Below are 16,606 nucleotides of genomic sequence, written 5' to 3'. Positions count from 1 at the left end.
TATACGTATAACTGCTCAGCGGTCAAGGTCATCTCAAACAAGTACTTTGAACATCTCAAACGTTTACTGCTAGTGTGTCGGCCATGACAGCCTCAGACGCATCGCGGATGCACGGCCCGGGCACGCAGCCCGGCGCCGCCCGCCCCTGCGTTCTGACCGGTGCTGTGGACAGCCCGCGCCGTTGTCGCGCCATGAGCTGCACCGACCTCAGCTGTATCGAGGCGGCACGCCCCTGAGCGGGGCCGAGACCCTCCCCGTCCGGCCCGAGCGCCGTGCCGCCGTCCTCGCCCCGCCCCACACCCCGCCGTCACGCCCTCCCCCGGAGCCGCACCCCCATGTCCACAGCGCCCGAGGCGACCTCGTCGCCGTCCACGCTCGCCCGCATCCGCAAGACGCCGTTCTGGGTGCAGATCGTCGCCGGCCTCGTGCTCGGCGTCGGCCTCGGCTACCTGGCCCGCGCCGCCGACATCGCCTGGCTGGCGACCACCCTGGAGACGATCGGCAAGATCTTCGTCCAGCTGCTCAAGCTGGCCGTCCCGCCGCTGGTCTTCACCGCGATCGTGGTGAGCGTCGCCAACCTGCGCAACGTCACCAACGCGGCCCGCCTCGCCACCCGCACCCTGCTCTGGTTCATGATCACCTCGCTGATCGCCGTCGCGATCGGCCTGGGCCTGGGCCTGCTCACCAACCCCGGCAAGGGCACCGACCTCAAGACCGAGGGCCTCAAGGCGCTCGACGACAAGGGTTCCTGGATCGACTTCCTGACCGGGATCTTCCCCACCAACATCGTCGACGCCTTCACCAAGGTGAACGTCCTGCAGATCGTCTTCCTGGCGGTCGTCGTCGGCGCCGCGATCATCAAGCTCGGCAGCAAGGCCGAGCCCGTCCTCAAGCTCAGCGAGTCCGTGCTCGAACTGGTCCAGACCGCCCTGTGGTGGGTCATCCGGCTCTCCCCGCTCGGCACCCTCGGCCTCATCGGCAAGTCCGTCGCCAAGTACGGCTGGGACCTGCTCAAGCCCTTCGCCACGCTGACCCTCGACATCTACGTCGGCTGCGCGCTGGTCCTGTTCGTCGTCTACACGCTGGTGCTGCGCTTCGCCGCCGGGCTCAACCCGCTGCACTTCTTCAAGGGCGCCTGGCCCGCCATCCAGCTGGCCTTCGTCTCCCGCTCCTCGGTCGGCACCCTGCCCGTCACCCGCCGCGTCACCGAGAGCCTCGGCGTCCCGAGCGAGTACGCGTCCTTCTCCGTCCCGTTCGGCGCCACCACCAAGATGGACGGCTGCGCCGCGGTCTACCCGGCCATCGCCGCGATCTTCGTCGCCCAGGTCTACAACATCGACCTGGGGATCAAGGACTACATCCTGATCGCCTTCGTCTCGGTCGTCGGCTCCGCCGCCACCGCGGGCCTCACCGGCGCCATCGTCATGCTGACGCTGACCCTCTCCACCCTGGGCCTGCCCCTGGAGGGCGTGGGCCTGCTCCTCGCCATCGACCCGATCCTCGACATGATGCGCACCGCGACCAACGTCGCCGGCCAGGTCGTCGTCCCGATCGTGGTCGCCTCCCGCGAGAAGATCCTCGACGTCGCGGCGTACAACAACCCCTCGGGCGACCCGCTGTACGACGCCCCCGCGGCGGCCGGCGCGGTGGCGCCGAAGGCCGCCTGACGCAGCTGCACGAAAGGCCCGTCCCCGAACCGAGTGACCGGTTCGGGGACGGGCCTTTCCGCCTTTCGCGCCGTTTCCGGAGCGCCGTTTCCGGAGTGGTGCTTCCGGGGCGGCGTTCCGCGCGGATTTCCGAGAACCGGTGGTTTCCGTACGGAGAGAAGGCAGGGGGCCCGCCGGCATGGGCGGGCCCCCTTGGGTACTGCTCTTGAGCTCATCGTGGCGGCTGTCGGGAGCCGCCGACGGACCCGCGCGGGTCCAGAGCGATCAGGACATCATGAGGAAGGTCAGATCGCGACGACGTTCTCCGCCTGCGGGCCCTTCGGACCCTGGGTGACGTCGAAGCTGACCGCCTGGTTCTCCTCCAGCGAGCGGAAACCGCTCGCGTTGATGGCGGAGTAGTGAACGAAGACGTCCGGGCCGCCGCCCTCCTGGGCGATGAAGCCGAAGCCCTTCTCAGCGTTGAACCACTTGACGGTTCCCGTGGCCATGCCGTTCTCCTTGCGAGGCGTGTCGGGGGCCACACCGTGTGGCACCCGGTCCGCTGCGCTGATCGCCCTGCCTTCGGACGAGTCCGAAGTTTTTCGATATTGCTGAAAAACTACAAAAAGCCCGCGGTTACATGCTCCGCAGGCTTCAAGTACTGCAAGGGGAATCAAACTGCAACTGAGGGCAACGCTAGCATGCGGCCGCTGTGACGACCAGGGGTGACTTGCGGTGCACGGAGTGCGTGTCGTAAGCGCGCGCGAGCGTGTTCGAGCGCGTTTGAACTGCCCGGCAGCGCGTGTCGCGGGCCCGCTGCGGGCCGCCGCCGACCACGGGCATACCCTGCGATGGAGCGTACGAACAGCAAGGGAGCGGCGCAGTGACAGCACCGGTCAGGCCGCGGGTCGGCCACATCCAGTTCCTCAACTGCGTCCCCCTCTACTGGGGTCTCGCCAGGACGGGGAACCTCCTCGACCTCGACCTCACCAAGGACACCCCCGAGAAGCTCAGCGACCAGCTCGTCGACGGCTCCCTCGACATCGGCCCCATCACCTGCGTGGAGTACCTGCGCAACGCCGAGGACCTGCTCGTCCTGCCCGACATCGCCGTCGGCAGCGACGGCCCCGTCATGTCCTGCCACATCGTGAGCAAGGTCCCGCTCGCCGACCTCGACGGCCGCCGCGTCGCCCTCGGCTCCACCAGCCGCACCTCCGTGCGCCTCGCCCGCCTCCTGCTCGAGGAGCGCGAGGGCGTGCGCCCCGACTACTTCAGCTGCCCGCCCGAACTCGGCCAGATGCTTGCTGAGGCCGACGCCGCCGTCCTCATCGGCGACCCGGCGCTGCGCGCCTACCTCGGGCAGGCCGCCGACCTCGGACTGACCGTCCACGACCTCGGCGCGATGTGGAAGGAATGGACGGGCCTGCCGTTCGTCTTCGCCGTCTGGGCCGTGCGCCGCGAGTTCGCCGAGCGCCGCCCCGAACTGACCGCGGCCGTGCACCGGGCCTTCCTGGAGTCCCGCGACCTGTCGCTCGTCGAGGCCGCCAAGGTCGCCGAGCAGGCCGCCCGCTGGGAGAGCTTCGGGGCGGACGTGCTGGAGCGCTACTTCAGCGAGGCCCTCGACTTCTCGCTCGGGGAGCGGCAGCTCGCCGGGATCGCCGAGTTCGCCCGGAGGGTGGCGCACGACAGCGGGTTCGCGCCGGACGTCGCGGTGCGGCTGCTGGAGCCGGCGGCGCTGCCGGTGGGGAGTCCGATGGGGGTTGCGGTGGGGGCGCCGGCCCTCTGACGGGGCGCTGCCAGCCGGGTTCGGGCCTGGTTTCGGGCGGGGCTCCGGCGGGGCTCGGGCCTGGTTCGGGCCCGGTTCGCGCCGGGGCTGGTGCGGCGGTACGTGGCGGGTTGGTCGGTGCCAGGACGCCCGGGCCCGGTACGGTCTGCCCCGGGAGCGGGGGGCCTGCTCCCGGCGCGCCCGTGGGGCGACGCGAGCGAGGGGAGCGTAAGGGCATGCGGGCTCTGGAAGCGGACGACCCCCGCCAGGTGGGCGCCTACCGGCTGTTGCGGAGGCTGGGCGCGGGCGGGATGGGCCGCGTCTACCTCGGCCGCACGGCCGGCGGGCGCACCGTCGCCGTCAAGGTGGTGCGCGGCGAACTCGCCGACGACGCCGAGTTCCGCGACCGGTTCCGGCGGGAGGTCGCCGCCGCCCGCCGCGTCGGCGGCACCTGGACCGCGCCCGTCCTCGACGCCGACACCGAAGGCCCCCAGCCCTGGGTCGCCACCGGCTACATCGCCGGCCCCGCCCTCGGCACCGCCGTCCGCGACTCCGGGCCGCTGCCCGAACCCTCCGTACGGGCCCTCGGCGTCGGCCTCGCCGAGGCGCTCGGACACGTCCACGGGCTCGGCCTCGTGCACCGCGACGTCAAGCCGTCCAACGTGCTGCTCACCCTCGACGGCCCCCGGCTCATCGACTTCGGCATCGCCCGCGCCCTCGACGCGAGCAGCGGGCTCACCCAGTCCGGGTACGTGGTCGGCTCGCCCGGCTTCATGTCGCCCGAACAGGCGAACGGGGTGACCGTCGGCCCCGCCGGGGACGTCTTCTCGCTCGGCGCCGTCCTCGCCTTCGCCGCCACCGGGATTCACCCGTTCGGGGAGGGTGTCAGCGCGGCCGTCCTGCTCTACCGCGTCCTGCACGAGGCACCGGACGTCTCCGGGCTGACCGGGCCGCTGCGCGCCACCGTCCTGCGGTGCCTGGCCAAGGACCCGGCCGACCGGCCCACCCCGCGGCAGCTGCGCATCCTGCTCGACCCGGACGGCTCCGCGGCCGGACGGCTGTCGCAGGGCGCCTGGCTGCCGCCCGCGCTGTCGGCGGGGGTGGGGCGGGCGGCGGTGGGGCTGCTGGACCTGGAAGGGGAGGAGGAGGCTCCCTCCGGGGGGCCTCCGGATTCGGAGCCGGCGGTCGGGAGCGGAGTCGGGGTCGGGAGCGGAGTAGGAGTCGGGGGCGGCGTAGGAGCCGGGGGCGGGGCGGGATTCGGGACCAGGACCGGGACGGGGGCTGTGGCGGACGCGGCTTCCGGGGAGGTGCGGGGGCGCAGACGGACCGGGGCCGTGGCGGGGGTCGCGGCGGGGGTGCTGGCGGTGCTGCTCGCCGGGGGCGGGTACGGGCTGTACGCCTGGCTGCACACGGACGGCCCGGTGGGGCCCGTCGCGGGGCCGACGTCGACGGTGACGCCGCAGCCGGTTCCGGTGAGCCCGTCTCCTTCGGCTTCCGCTTCGGGGGCGGGTGGGGCGGTGCCGGCCGCGTTCGTGGGCACCTGGCGCGGGGACATGGTCACCGAGAAGGGCCTGTCCGCCGGGACCACCACGGTCACCGTCCGCTCCGTCGCCGTCGGCCAGGAGGGCGCCACCAGCCGCAACGGCATCTCCGGACTGATCTCGATCAGCTGCGACGGCGTGTGGACGCTCAAGTCCGTCTCCGACAGCAAGATCGTCTTCCAGTCCCGGCTGACCCACTCCTCCATCCCCGGCGCCTGCACCAGCGGCTCCAACGCCGAGACCCTCACCCTCCAGAGCGACGGCACCCTCCGGTTCACCTCCGCCGACCCTCCCGGCGGCAACCCGTCCGGCACCCTGCACAAGGTGGACGGAGCCACGCCGGGGCAGGGTGCGACGGGCTGACGCCGGTGGCCGAAATGAGCTGGCGTAGGCTGGTTCGGCCGTACCCGGACGCCCCGTCGTCCGCCCCCGAGAAGAGAGAAGGCCGCCAGGTGACCGAGCTCGCAGCCACCGCCCTCGTTGCGTCCAGCACCGACCTGCAGGCCGTGCTCGACCGCGCCGCCGCCGGCGGCCGGATCACCCCGGAGGAGGCGCTCGACCTGTACCGCTCGGCGCCGCTGCACGCGCTCGGCTCCGCCGCCGACGCGGTGCGCCGCCGCCGCTACGCCGGCACCGAGCACATCGCGACGTACATCATCGAGCGCAACATCAACTACACCAACGTGTGCGTGACGGCCTGCAAGTTCTGCGCCTTCTACGTGCCGCCGAAGAGCGACAAGGGCTGGTCCCGCGAGCTCGACGAGATCCTGCGCCGGTGCGCCGAGACCGTCGAACTCGGCGGCACCCAGATCATGTTCCAGGGCGGGCACCACCCCGACTACGGCGTGGAGTACTACGAGCGCGCCTTCTCCGCGATCAAGGCCGACTTCCCCCAGCTGGTGATCCACTCGCTGGGCGCCTCCGAGGTCGAGCACATGGCCCGGATCTCGGGAGTCTCCGTCGAGGAGGCCATCACCCGTATCAACAAGGCCGGCCTCGACTCCTTCGCCGGCGCCGGCGCCGAGCTGCTCCCGGAGCGGCCGCGCAAGGCCATCGCCCCGCTCAAGGAGTCGGGCGAGCGCTGGCTGGAGATCATGGAGACCGCCCACGGCCTCGGCGTGGAGTCCACCTCCACCATGCTGATGGGCACCGGCGAGACCAACGCCGAGCGGATCGAGCACCTGCGGATGATCCGCGACGTGCAGGACCGCACCGGCGGCTTCCGCGCGTTCATCCCGTACACGTACCAGCCGCAGAACAACCACCTCAAGGGCTCGACGCAGGCCACCGTCTTCGAGTACCTGCGCATGATCGCCATCGCCCGGCTCTTCCTCGACAACATCGCCCACATCCAGGGCTCCTGGCTCACCACCGGCAAGGAGGCGGGCCAGCTGTCGCTGCACTACGGGGCGGACGACCTCGGTTCGGTGATGCTGGAGGAGAACGTCGTCTCGGCGGCCGGCGCCAAGCACCGCTCCAACCTCACCGAGCTGATCCACCTGATCCGCGCCGCCGACCGCGTCCCGGCGCAGCGCTCCACCACCTACGAGCACCTGCGGGTGCTGGACGACCCGGCGAACGACCCGGTCGACCCGCGCGTCGCCTCGCACATCGCCTCCACGGCGATCGAGGGCGGCACGGCGCACCCGGAGCTCAAGATCCTGGACAACTGAGGGCCGGTGCCGCTGTGTTGACCCTGCACCGGGCGGCGTTCGTGCTGCCCTCTCCGGGTGCTTCCTCCTCCTCGGTCGTGGTGGACGGGGCGGTGGTGGTCGATGGGGAGACGGTGGTGGCGCTCGGGCCGTACACCGCGATGGCGGGCGCGCACCCCGGCGCGCGCGTACGGGACTGGGGTGCGGGCTCGGTGCTCGCGCCCGGGCTGCTCCAGCCGTACGGGCACCGGCTGCTGGAGCGCGACTATCACCCGGACCCGCGCGAGGGCGTCGGGGCCGAGCCAGTGACGGACGGCCTGGTCGGCTGCACGGACGAGGTGCGGTGCGGGGCCAGCGCGCGGCGCGGGCTGCAGCGGATGCTCGGGTACGGGGTGACGGCGGTGGCCGGGCCCTTCGAGCGGGCCTCGGTGCGCACAGCGGTGGCGCGGTCGGGGGTCGTGGTGGTTCCTGCGGTCGGGGTCGATGGTTCCGGACCCTTGGACCCGCTGGCGGGGCTGCCGTTCCCGCAGGCCGTGTCCGGGCGGGTGGAGGTCGGCGGACGGGCGGACTTCGCGGTGTTCGCCGTTGTGGGGGAGGGCTCGTCCACGGGGGAGGGCGCGTCCTTGGGGGATGGCGCGGCTGCGGGGGAAGGCTCGTTCCCGGGGGAGGGTTCGGCCGAGCCGGCGGCGGGCGGGTGCCTGGCCACGGTGCTGGGCGGGCGACTGGTGTACCGGCGGCGCTGAGACCCCCGGCGCGGGTCTGCTCCCGGGCTTCGGACGTTCTTGCGGGCCCGAGTGTGACGTACTCATCAGTAGTCGGATTCCCTTGCGGGGGACGGCACTTCCTTCGTGTGCTCCCGAACTCCGGTCTCCCGGGCGGGGGGTGATTGCCGCTTCGCCGTGACCTGAGGGCCCGCCAGCGGATACGATCCCGAACAGCTCACTCCCGTACCCTCACCACACCACCGCCCGTGCCCGCGGGCGGCGGGGCCACGTCCCAGGCCCCGAAGGCAAGCCAGGACAGGAACCATGCGAACCGCGACCGTCCCCCCGCCGCGCATCCCGCGGTTGGGCCGTGGTTGGTACCTCGCCGCCGTGCTCAGCGCCGTGCTGGCCGTCGGCATGTGCCTGCTCGGTTGGCGCCAGGCCGACCAGGCCGACCGGATCGAGGCCCACCCGGTGAGAGTCGAAGGCGTCGTTACCCAGCTGCCCACCGGCGGCGGCAGCTACAGCGCCGTCAGCTACCGCGCGTCCGGCCAGCCGCACACCGCGGCCGCGCTGCCGCTCGCGGACGGCACCAGGCTCGGCGACACCATCTGCCTGGAGCACGCCGCCGACGACCCCGGCGCGGTGCGGATCTGCGGCGACACCTACCCGCAGCCGGTCGGCGTGGGGCTGGCCCGCTTCAGCGTGCCGGTCGCCGTCGTGGCCTTCCTGATCTGCGTGGTGCGCATCCGGCGGCACCGGCGGGCCGTCGCCGTCCGCAGCGGGCAGGGGCGGCTCGCCGCCAACCTCGCGCTCGCGACCGGGGCACTGGCCGAGGGGATGCCCGCGATAACGCAGGGCAAGCGCTCCCGGCGCCGCCGCCGGGCGGGCGGGCGGCGCGGGCTGCACTGAGGCGGGGGCTCCGGCCGTCGCTTCGTCTGCTTGCTTCGTTCGTGTCGTTCGTGCGTGTCGTTCGTTTGCGTGGCTCGTTCGGTTCGTTCGTTCGGTTTGCTCGTTCGGGTTGCTTCGCTCGTTCGGTTCGTGTGCCGCGTTGGCGTGCCCCCTTGGTCGGGCTCCGCGTCACAGGGTGAACAATGGGGTCGTGACCCGAGCCTCTCTGGACAAGCAGCCGCGTGAAGTCGCCGCGATGTTCGACGACGTCGCAGCCAAGTACGACCGCACCAACGACGTGCTCTCCCTCGGCCAGGCCCGCGCCTGGCGCCGGGCGGTGACCGAGGCGGTGTCCGCCGGACCGGGCGACCTCGTGCTCGACCTCGGAGCCGGCACCGCCACCTCCTCGATCCCCTTCGTCGAGGCCGGGGCCAAGGTCGTCCCGTGCGACTTCTCCGTCGGCATGCTGACGGAGGGCAAGCGCCGCCACCCCGAACTGGCCTTCACCGCCGGCGACGCCGGCCGGCTGCCCTTCGCCGACGACACCTTCGACCTGGTCACCATCTCCTTCGCGCTGCGCAACGTGCAGGACACCGTCGCCGGACTGCGCGAGATGCTCCGGGTCACCAAGCCCGGCGGCAAGGTGGTGGTCTGCGAGTTCTCGACGCCGACCTGGACGCCGTTCCGCACCGTCTACACCGAGTACCTGATGCGCGCCCTGCCCCCGCTGGCCACCGCCGTCAGCAGCGACCCGGAGGCGTACGTCTACCTCGCCGAGTCCATCCGCGCCTGGCCCGACCAGCCCTCGCTGGCCGCGCTGATGCAGGAGGCCGGCTGGTCCAAGGTCGCCTGGCGGAACCTGACCGGCGGCATCGTGGCCGTGCACCGGGCGTACAAGGTCGCCTAGCGAGCGGCCGTAGACTGCCCGCGACACCCCCCTTCCCTTCCCCCGCTGTTCTTCGTTCGCCCCGTGTTCGTCCGCCCCCGCCGCAGTTCCGTCCGCAGTTCCAGGAGAGTACCCACCGTGTCCGAGACCGCAGCAGCCGATCTGACGAAGCCGGACGCCTCGGGGGAGGGCGCCGCGGTCGAGAGCACCGCGGACGTGATCGTGGTCGGCGCGGGACCGGCCGGGTCCACCACCGCGTACTACCTCGCACAGGCCGGGCTGGACGTGCTGCTGCTGGAGAAGACCGCCTTCCCGCGCGAGAAGGTCTGCGGCGACGGCCTGACCCCGCGCGCCACCAAGCAGCTGGTGGACATGGGCATCGATGTCTCCACCGAGAACGGCTGGCTGCACAACAAGGGCCTGCGCATCATCGGCGGCGGCGTCCGGCTGGAGCTGGACTGGCCCGAGCTGGCCTCCTTCCCCGATTACGGCCTGGTGCGCAAGCGCGCCGACTTCGACGAGGTGCTGGCCCGCCAGGCCGAGAAGGCCGGCGCCCGGCTCTACGAGCGCTGCAACGTCAGCGGGCCGGTTTTGGACGAGCGCACCGGGCGGATCGTCGGCGTCACCGCCAAGCTCGGTGACGAGAAGCGGCCCGTCACCTTCCGGGCCCCGCTGGTCGTCGCCGCCGACGGCAACTCGACCCGGCTCTCCCTCGCCATGGGCCTGCACCGCCGCGAGGACCGGCCGATGGGCGTCGCCTACCGGACGTACTTCACCTCGCCCCGGCACGACGACGACTACCTGGAGTCCTGGCTGGAGCTGTGGGACACCCGTGGCGGCCAGCGCAAGCTGCTGCCCGGGTACGGGTGGGTCTTCGGTATGGGCGACGGCACCTCCAACGTCGGCCTCGGCATCCTCAACTCCTCGCCCGCCTTCGGCGAACTCGACTGGCGCGAGGTCCTCAAGGCGTGGTGCGCCGGCATGCCCGAGGAGTGGGGCTACACGCCCGAGAACATGACCGACCCGATCCGTGGCGCCGCCCTGCCGATGGCCTTCAACCGGCAGCCGCACTACACCCGCGGACTGCTGCTCGTCGGCGACGCCGGCGGCATGGTCAACCCGTTCAACGGCGAGGGCATCGCCTACGCGATGGAATCCGGCCAGATCGCCGCCGGGGTCATCGTGCAGGCCCACGCCCGGGTCACCGCCACCGGACGCGAGCGCGCCCTGCAGGCGTACCCGCGCATCCTCAAGGACGTGTACGGCGGCTACTACACGATGGGCCGCGCCTTCGTGAAGCTCATCGGCAACCCGAAGGTCATGCAGCTCGCCGCCCAGCGCGGGCTCACCCACCCGATGCTGATGCGCTTCACCCTCAAGCTGCTCGCCAACCTCACCGACCCGCAGGGCGGCGACGCGATGGACCGCATCATCAACGGCCTGGCGAAGGTCGCGCCGAACGCCTAGGCGGTCGGTCGTCGGCGGGTCATCGACTGGTCCTCGGACGGTCGTCGGACGGGGAGGGGCGGGCCCGCCGGTTCCTGGTCGGCAGGCCCGCGCTCTGTGGGGCGCCCTCGGGCGTGGGCTACGCGGTGTCGCGGGAGGCGGCCGAGCGCCGTTCGACGTAGGCCAGGCGCTCGGCGAACACCCGGGCCGCGTCGGGAGTCAGCGTCCGCAGCGCGACCAGCGCGGTGAACACGACGTCGCAGAGCTCGTGCTGGACGTCCTCCCAGGTGTGGGTGACACCCTTGCGCGGGTTCTGGCCCGTCGCACCGATCACCGCCGCACCGACCTCTCCCACCTCCTCCGAGAGCTTGAGGAGCCGCAACAGGCGCTCCTCCTGGGGTGACTGCGTACTCTCCTCGTCGAGCCAGGCGACCATGTGGTCGACGCTCTCCCAGATCCGGCTGTCCATGCGAACGCTGCTCCCGTGCGGTGTGGTCGGTGCTGCCACCGTACGGGAGCGGCGGTCAGAGGGCGGCCGGTGTGCCGCGGTGCCGGTGAGCCGCGGTGTCGGTGAGCCGCGGTGCCGCGGCACCGGGGGCGGGGTGCCGGGCTGCGGCTCCGGTCGGCCGCGACGCGTCAGTTGGTGCGGATCTTCACGTGGCGGATGTTCACGGGCAGGTTGGGGAAGCCGTCGCCGGGGTTGTTCTGGTCGTCCTCGCCGCCGGCGGCGATCTTCTGCAGGACGTCCAGTCCGGCCGTGACCCGGCCGAACGGGGTGTAGGCAGGGGAGAGTTTGGTGTCCTTCCAGACGAAGAAGAACTGGCTTCCGTTGGTGTTCGGGCCGGCGTTGGCCATCGCGACCGTGCCGGCCGGGTAGGTGGCGCCGGTCAGGTTCTCGTCCGGGAACGAGTAGCCGGGGCCGCCGCTGCCCGTCCCGGTCGGGTCCCCGCACTGCAGCACGAACAGCCGCTGGGTGGTGAGGCGGTGGCAGTGGGTGCGGTCGAAGTAGTCGTTCTCGGCCAGGAATCGGAACGAGAAGGTGGTGCACGGCGCCTTGTCCGTCAGGGCCTCGAAGGTGATCGCACCCTGGCTCGTCCTCAGCGTCGCGTGGTACGGCTCCGCGGCCTCCTCGGGGTCGAAGACGGGGATGCCCTTGAAGTTGTCGGCGGGCACGGCAGGCGTGTAGGTACAGGCGGTGGGCGCGCCCGCGGACCGGGGTGCGTCCGCGACGGCCGTACCGGTGCTCACGGCGAGCGGGAGCACAGTGGCGACTGCGACCACTGCCCAGTGCTTGCGCTTCATGTGACGGGCCTTCCGTGGGGTGGTGGACGGCTGGATTGTCATGGAGGCATCATCCACGGCCGGATGATCCTCCGGTAGAGGGCCGGACGGGCCTCTTGGTGAACCGATTGCCCGGAGCGCCCGGAGCGCCCGGTGGGCTTCCCGGTGGACGGCGGCCGCTGCTCCGGCCGCAGCAGCGACCACCACCCGCCGTCACCGGGCGCGGCGCCGTCCCCTCCAACGGCGCCCCGTCCCGGCGATGCCGGTCCTGCCCGGTGCCGCCCGTCTCGGCCCGGCGCCGTCCAGCCCTGCCCGCCCCTCACCGGACGCGCCCGCTCCTCAGGCCCGCCACCCCTGCCGAAGCCTCACGGAGTGCCGAGGCGAACGGTCGGCCCGCTGCCTGACCCGCAGCGGCCCGGAATGGGCATTGATCACCGGCGGGCCCATGCGCGAAGATGGCGCACCCCGACTCCACGCTCCGCCCCGCTCCCCACCGGGCCTCCCGCCCGACATCTGGGTCCGTCCGACGCCGTACGGTACTCGCGCCCGCCGGTTCCGTCCGCTCGGAGGGTTCTTCCTCATGCCTGCCTCCCTGTCCGTGCCCTCGTCGTCCTCGTCGTCCTCGTCGATGCTGCGCGACCTGCCCGTCCTCCTCGTGGCGGTCGTGTGGGGGTCGAGCTTCCTCGCGGTCCAACGCGTCGCCGAGCCCGGGACGGTGGTGGCGATGCTCGTCCTGCGGTTCGGCCTGGTGCTGCCTCTCCTCGGCGCCGTCGCCTGGCCCGCACTGCGCCGCCTCACCCGGGCCGAATGGCTCGGCGGCGTCGGCCTGGGCCTCGGCCTCAGCGGAATCTTCCTGCTCGAGACCTACGGCGCGGTGCAAACCTCCGCCACCAACGCGGGGCTCATCATCAGCCTCGCGATGGTGCTCACCCCGCTCGGAGAGAGCGCCCTGCGCCGCACCCCACCACCACGCGCCTTCCTCGCGGCGGCCGGGCTCGCCGTCCTCGGCGTGGCCCTCCTGACCGGGGACGGCGGGCTGCGCCCGCCCACCCTCGGCGACCTGCTGATCCTGGGCGCCGCCCTCGTCCGCTCGGCATACGTCCTCGCCACGGCCCGGGTCAGGGCCGTCCGCGCCACCGACACGCTCGCCATCACCTGGGTCCAACTCGCGACCGCAACCTCCGTGTTCGCCGTCGTCGCCCTGTCTGCCGGGCCCGCTCCCTGGACCCTCGCCCGCTCGTACGGACCCGGCCAGTGGGCCTGGCTGCTCCACCTCTCCCTGTTCTGCACGCTCTTCGCCTTCTTCGTTCAGACCTGGGCCGTGCGCGCAACCTCGCCGTCCCGGGTGAGCCTGCTGCTCGGCACCGAACCGCTCTGGGCGGCCGTCTTCGGCATCACCATCGCCGGCAACCGGATGGGACCGCTCGCACTGCTCGGCGGGGCGCTGGTGCTGGTGGCGACGGAGTGGGGCCGCCGTACCGCCCCGGCCCCGGACCGAGCCCCGGCCCCCGCAGCCGGGGCCGAGCCGGCACCGGCGTCCGTCCCCGCCTGACCCTCGAGACCGCCGTCACCGCTGCTGCAGCCGCCGCCGAGCCCGCCGGGCGTAGTCGATGGCGACGATGCCGAGCAGCGGCCCCCAGAAGACCAGGGGCAGATAGGCCAGGGTCATCACCACGCCGCCGAGGCCGTGCGGCGAGTCCGGATCCGCCATGTTGTGCGCCCAGCCGCCGAGCAGCGCCAGCGCCCCCAGCGCGGTGAGTATCACCGAGCCCGCCAGGGCAGGGACGATCGCGGCGAGGGGATGCACCCGCCGACCGCCGAGCACCGGTATCCAGCGGGGCACCACCTGCCCCCAGGGTCGGACCAGACCCATGGTCAGGAACGCCAGCGTCTCCGCCAGCGCGCTCAACACCACGCAGTACACCGTTCCCCAACCCGGCTGGTGCTCGGCGAAGGCGTCGAGCGTGGCACCGCTGAAACCGACCGGAACACCGAACCCGAACAACGTCCGCCACACCCCCGAGGGCACGGCGGTCAGCGCGGCCGCCCTGGCCGCCACCTCGACCCAGCGCGGCGCGGGCTGCAGCTCGGCAGCGGTCCCGCGCAGGTGGTCAGTGGCCCGGGCCTTGATCATGAGCTTCGTCATCGCAGTGGACTCCTCCCTGGACCAGCTCCTTCCGCCGGTCCGACGACTAAAGATTGACCGCTCATCAGGCTCCCTCGGCAGTGCCGATCGGGCTGTTCCCGCTGCTCAACCAGCCCTCGGAATATGCCGATCGGCACATGGAGCAGCCTCAAGACCGGCGTAGCGTGTGCCGACAGGACGTGAAGGGGTGGTCCTGCCACGCGCGGGCCGAACCCCCTCCCGAGCCGGCCACCGCGTTCCGGCGCGAGGACTCGAGACCGGCCGCCGCCCAGAGCCTCCCGGCAGTGCCGATCGGCCCATCACCCCAGCTCAACACCCCTGTGAAATATGCCGATCGGCACAAGCGGACCGCCTCACGCCTGTCGTAATCTGTCGGCACACGAAGAGAGGTGGTGACCATGTCTCAGATCCTGTCGGCAGTTCTTCCGCTCCTGCTGCTGCTCGCCCGTCCGGCGAGCAAGCGATACGGCATGACGGCCGTCACGGCCACGCTCGGCGCAGTCTCCGCAGTGGTCACGATCTGCGTCTGGATCGCCGGCCGCTGGTCGGAGTCGCAGCGGTGGCCGGGCGCGGTCGGCCTGGCCGAGGTGGCCGGCCTGCTACTCCTGGTGGTCCTCACCCTGCGGGCGGAGGAGGGGTTGCGCTGCGCTCTGGCGGTCTGGACGGCCTGCGGCTCGGTGGCGCTCTGGCCCTCCCGGTTCGGCCTGGCCGACGGGCCGCTCGACGCGCTCGACCTCTTCGGGTTCGGGTCCCTCCTGTCGCTGCCGGCCATCCTCATCGGGCTCTACCTGCGCGGCCTGGAGGAGGCCCGGCACCGCGCGGTGGCCGAGGCCAAGCGGTCCCAGCGGCTCGAACTGGCCCACGACCTCCACGACTTCGTGGCCCACGACGTGAGCGGCATGGTCGCCCAGGCCCAGGCCGGGGCCTACCTGGCGGCGATCGACCCCGCCCGCGCGGTCGAGATGTTCGAGCGGATAGAGCAGGCCGGGCAGCGGGCCCTGGCCTCGCTGGACCGGACGGTCCAGCTGCTGCGCACCGAGGACGGCGCCGACCGCGGCCCGCAGCCCGGTCTGGCCGAACTCGTCCAGTTGGCCGAGCAGTTCACGGCGGCGGGCGGCACCGAAGTCCGACTGGAGCTGCCGGACGAACCGGTGCCCCGGGAGGTCGAGGGGACGGTCCACCGGATCGTCGTCGAGGCGCTGACCAACGTCAGGCGGCACGCCCCGGTCGCCCGAACCGTGGAGGTCCGGGCCCGGCACACGGGCGGCTGGCTGGAGCTGACCGTGACCAACGACGGCCGTGACCAGGCCCCGGAGCGACCACGCCGGGGAGGCGGGAGCGGACTGCCAGGGCTGACGGCCCGGGTGGAGGCCCTCGGGGGATCACTCGAAGCCGGCCCGCACGAGCGGGACTCCTGGCGGGTCTCGGTCTCCCTCCCCATGGAGGGCGCAGCCCGCCGCGGCCGGGAGCGGCCGGCGCAGAAGCAAGATCAGGCGAGTAGCAGGGAGACGCACGTATGAGGACTGGTGTGGGGCCGATCCGAGTCCTGATCGCCGACGACCAGGCGGATGTCCGCAGCGCGTTCCGGATGATGCTGGACGCCCAACCGGACATGACGGTGGTGGCGGAGGCGGCGGACGGGGAGACGGCGGTGCAGGAGGCGAAGCGGCTGAAACCCGATGTGGTGCTCGCGGACATCCGGATGCCGAAGCTCGACGGGTTGGAGGTGACGCGGCAGTTGGAGGGCCAGTGCAAGGTCGTCGTGGTGACGACCTTCGACCTGGACGAGTACGTGCACACCGCTCTACGGCACGGTGCGGCGGGGTTCCTGCTCAAGCGTTCGGGGCCGGTGCTGCTGATCGAGGCGGTCCGAGCGGCGATGGCCGGGGATGCGTTGATCAGCCCGCAGGTCACGGTGCGGCTGCTGCGGCACATGGCGGTGACGGAGAAGGACGCTCGGCCCGGGGCAGGCATGGGTCCCGCTGTGACCGGGCCCTTGATAGCCGGCCCGGAGGAGGAACTGACCGCGAGAGAAAGGGAGATCGCTGAGCTGGTGGCCGACGGCGCGACCAACGCCGAGATCGGCACCGGGTTGTTCATCTCACCAGGGACGGTGAAGAACCACCTCGCCAACATCCAGCGCAAGCTCGGTGCCCGTAACCGGGTGGGCATCGCGGCCTGGGTGTGGGAACAGGCGGTCGGCAACCGGTAGCCGGCCCCTGGCCCGCAGGAGCGAGGGCGGATTCAAGACAGGCCCGCTGGAAAGGCGGCGCAGGGAAGACAGGGATAGGAGAGGCGGGAGCGAAGCGCCGCAACGCGAGCGCAGGCCCGAGAAGCGGGCCGGGGACAGAGGGCCGCGCCAAAAGGAGCGGCCCGCCCAGAAGGGGCGGGCCCCGGGAAGGGAGAAGGGCTCCCGCCGAGGGACAGAGGGTAGGGCGCGAGGGCATCAGGGCACGCGGGAGCGTGGGCGCCAAGGGATGCGGGAGCGCGGTCGCGCGGGAGCGCGACGACGCCAGTGAATGAGCGCGCGATGGCCGCGTGCTGGGACCGGCCGGCCCGAAAAGGAGGGTCCCGCCGAGATGTGGCGGGCCTTGGGAAGGGAAAAGGGCTCCCGCCAAGGGACAGAGGGTAGGGCGCGAGGGCATCAG

The 16,606-nt window shown here is 72.2% G+C and carries 15 protein-coding genes; 11 read left to right on the top strand and 4 right to left on the bottom strand.

Going from position 1 to position 16,606, the window contains the following annotated elements; genetic code table 11:
- The first annotated feature begins 335 nt into the window (after positions 1–335).
- A complete protein-coding gene (locus IH61_RS0101505) occupies positions 336–1,667 on the top strand; it encodes a dicarboxylate/amino acid:cation symporter (RefSeq protein WP_037971322.1) in 1,332 nt (443 codons plus the stop codon).
- Positions 1,668–1,951: 284 nt separating this feature from the next.
- On the opposite strand, the gene IH61_RS0101500 is transcribed toward IH61_RS0101505, so the two are convergent.
- Positions 1,952–2,155, bottom strand: a complete 204-nt coding sequence (locus tag IH61_RS0101500; protein ID WP_031063656.1) for a cold-shock protein — start codon at positions 2,153–2,155, stop codon at positions 1,952–1,954.
- A 374-nt stretch (positions 2,156–2,529) separates the two neighbouring features.
- Between IH61_RS0101500 and IH61_RS0101495 the strand changes: the two genes are divergently transcribed.
- From IH61_RS0101495 to IH61_RS0101465, 7 genes are all read left to right on the top strand, one after another.
- Entirely contained in the window at positions 2,530–3,432 is a 903-nt protein-coding gene (locus IH61_RS0101495) for a menaquinone biosynthetic enzyme MqnA/MqnD family protein (protein ID WP_051836088.1), read from the top strand.
- A 215-nt stretch (positions 3,433–3,647) separates the two neighbouring features.
- Positions 3,648–5,315, top strand: coding sequence for a serine/threonine-protein kinase (locus IH61_RS0101490; protein WP_031063650.1), 1,668 nt, complete (start codon positions 3,648–3,650; stop codon positions 5,313–5,315).
- An 89-nt stretch (positions 5,316–5,404) separates the two neighbouring features.
- Positions 5,405–6,625, top strand: coding sequence for a cyclic dehypoxanthinyl futalosine synthase (gene mqnC / locus IH61_RS0101485; protein ID WP_051836087.1), 1,221 nt, complete (start codon positions 5,405–5,407; stop codon positions 6,623–6,625).
- A 14-nt stretch (positions 6,626–6,639) separates the two neighbouring features.
- On the top strand, positions 6,640–7,347 hold the full coding sequence (locus IH61_RS0101480) for an imidazolonepropionase-like domain-containing protein (RefSeq protein WP_031063642.1): 708 nt from the start codon (positions 6,640–6,642) through the stop codon (positions 7,345–7,347).
- Between the two features lie 285 nt (positions 7,348–7,632).
- Entirely contained in the window at positions 7,633–8,220 is a 588-nt protein-coding gene (locus IH61_RS0101475) for a hypothetical protein (protein WP_031063639.1), read from the top strand.
- 190 nt (positions 8,221–8,410) lie between these two features.
- A complete protein-coding gene (locus tag IH61_RS0101470; protein ID WP_031063636.1) occupies positions 8,411–9,106 on the top strand; it encodes a demethylmenaquinone methyltransferase in 696 nt (231 codons plus the stop codon).
- A 141-nt stretch (positions 9,107–9,247) separates the two neighbouring features.
- Positions 9,248–10,552, top strand: a complete 1,305-nt coding sequence (locus IH61_RS0101465; RefSeq protein WP_051836126.1) for a geranylgeranyl reductase family protein — start codon at positions 9,248–9,250, stop codon at positions 10,550–10,552.
- A 118-nt stretch (positions 10,553–10,670) separates the two neighbouring features.
- On the opposite strand, the gene IH61_RS0101460 is transcribed toward IH61_RS0101465, so the two are convergent.
- Together IH61_RS0101460 and IH61_RS0101455 are read right to left on the bottom strand one after the other, a co-directional pair.
- Complete coding sequence (locus IH61_RS0101460; protein WP_031063632.1) at positions 10,671–11,000, bottom strand: MazG-like family protein; 330 nt, start codon at positions 10,998–11,000, stop codon at positions 10,671–10,673.
- Positions 11,001–11,167: 167 nt separating this feature from the next.
- The gene (locus tag IH61_RS0101455; protein WP_234326981.1) at positions 11,168–11,875 is read right to left on the bottom strand and encodes a peptidylprolyl isomerase; all 708 of its coding nucleotides are present in this window, start codon (positions 11,873–11,875) and stop codon (positions 11,168–11,170) included.
- A 517-nt stretch (positions 11,876–12,392) separates the two neighbouring features.
- On the opposite strand from IH61_RS0101455, the gene IH61_RS0101450 reads away from it, so the two are divergent.
- Positions 12,393–13,364 carry a DMT family transporter gene (locus tag IH61_RS0101450; protein ID WP_031063626.1) on the top strand — a complete coding sequence of 324 codons (972 nt, stop codon included), beginning with the start codon at positions 12,393–12,395 and terminating at the stop codon, positions 13,362–13,364.
- A gap of 15 nt (positions 13,365–13,379) precedes the next feature.
- On the opposite strand, the gene IH61_RS0101445 is transcribed toward IH61_RS0101450, so the two are convergent.
- The gene (locus IH61_RS0101445) at positions 13,380–13,958 is read right to left on the bottom strand and encodes a hypothetical protein (protein WP_234326980.1); all 579 of its coding nucleotides are present in this window, start codon (positions 13,956–13,958) and stop codon (positions 13,380–13,382) included.
- 398 nt (positions 13,959–14,356) lie between these two features.
- On the opposite strand from IH61_RS0101445, the gene IH61_RS0101440 reads away from it, so the two are divergent.
- Both IH61_RS0101440 and IH61_RS0101435 read left to right on the top strand, forming a co-directional pair.
- Positions 14,357–15,478, top strand: coding sequence for a sensor histidine kinase (locus IH61_RS0101440; RefSeq protein WP_158844510.1), 1,122 nt, complete (start codon positions 14,357–14,359; stop codon positions 15,476–15,478).
- Positions 15,475–16,170 (top strand): response regulator, encoded by a 696-nt coding sequence (locus IH61_RS0101435; protein ID WP_031063615.1) that lies wholly within the window; start codon positions 15,475–15,477, stop codon positions 16,168–16,170. The genes IH61_RS0101440 and IH61_RS0101435 overlap by 4 nt, the downstream gene beginning before the upstream one ends.
- Positions 16,171–16,606: the final 436 nt, after the last annotated feature.

The organism is Streptomyces sp. NRRL WC-3742 (genome assembly GCF_000720635.1).
Lineage (GTDB): Bacteria > Actinomycetota > Actinomycetes > Streptomycetales > Streptomycetaceae > Kitasatospora.
Note: the sequence above shows the minus strand (reverse complement) of the source record. Positions and strands in the feature narration are given on the sequence as shown.

What these genes read in the sequence shown, in the direction of transcription:
- IH61_RS0101505 (WP_037971322.1), top strand. Translation starts at nt 336, where the DNA reads ATGTCCACAGCGCCCGAGGCGACCTCGTCGCCGTCCACGCTCGCCCGC.
- IH61_RS0101500 (WP_031063656.1), bottom strand. Translation starts at nt 2,155, where the DNA reads ATGGCCACGGGAACCGTCAAGTGGTTCAACGCTGAGAAGGGCTTCGGC.
- IH61_RS0101490 (WP_031063650.1), top strand. Translation starts at nt 3,648, where the DNA reads ATGCGGGCTCTGGAAGCGGACGACCCCCGCCAGGTGGGCGCCTACCGG.
- IH61_RS0101475 (WP_031063639.1), top strand. Translation starts at nt 7,633, where the DNA reads ATGCGAACCGCGACCGTCCCCCCGCCGCGCATCCCGCGGTTGGGCCGT.
- IH61_RS0101460 (WP_031063632.1), bottom strand. Translation starts at nt 11,000, where the DNA reads ATGGACAGCCGGATCTGGGAGAGCGTCGACCACATGGTCGCCTGGCTC.
- IH61_RS0101455 (WP_234326981.1), bottom strand. Translation starts at nt 11,875, where the DNA reads ATGACAATCCAGCCGTCCACCACCCCACGGAAGGCCCGTCACATGAAG.
- IH61_RS0101450 (WP_031063626.1), top strand. Translation starts at nt 12,393, where the DNA reads ATGCCTGCCTCCCTGTCCGTGCCCTCGTCGTCCTCGTCGTCCTCGTCG.
- IH61_RS0101445 (WP_234326980.1), bottom strand. Translation starts at nt 13,958, where the DNA reads ATGACGAAGCTCATGATCAAGGCCCGGGCCACTGACCACCTGCGCGGG.
- IH61_RS0101440 (WP_158844510.1), top strand. Translation starts at nt 14,357, where the DNA reads ATGTCTCAGATCCTGTCGGCAGTTCTTCCGCTCCTGCTGCTGCTCGCC.
- IH61_RS0101435 (WP_031063615.1), top strand. Translation starts at nt 15,475, where the DNA reads ATGAGGACTGGTGTGGGGCCGATCCGAGTCCTGATCGCCGACGACCAG.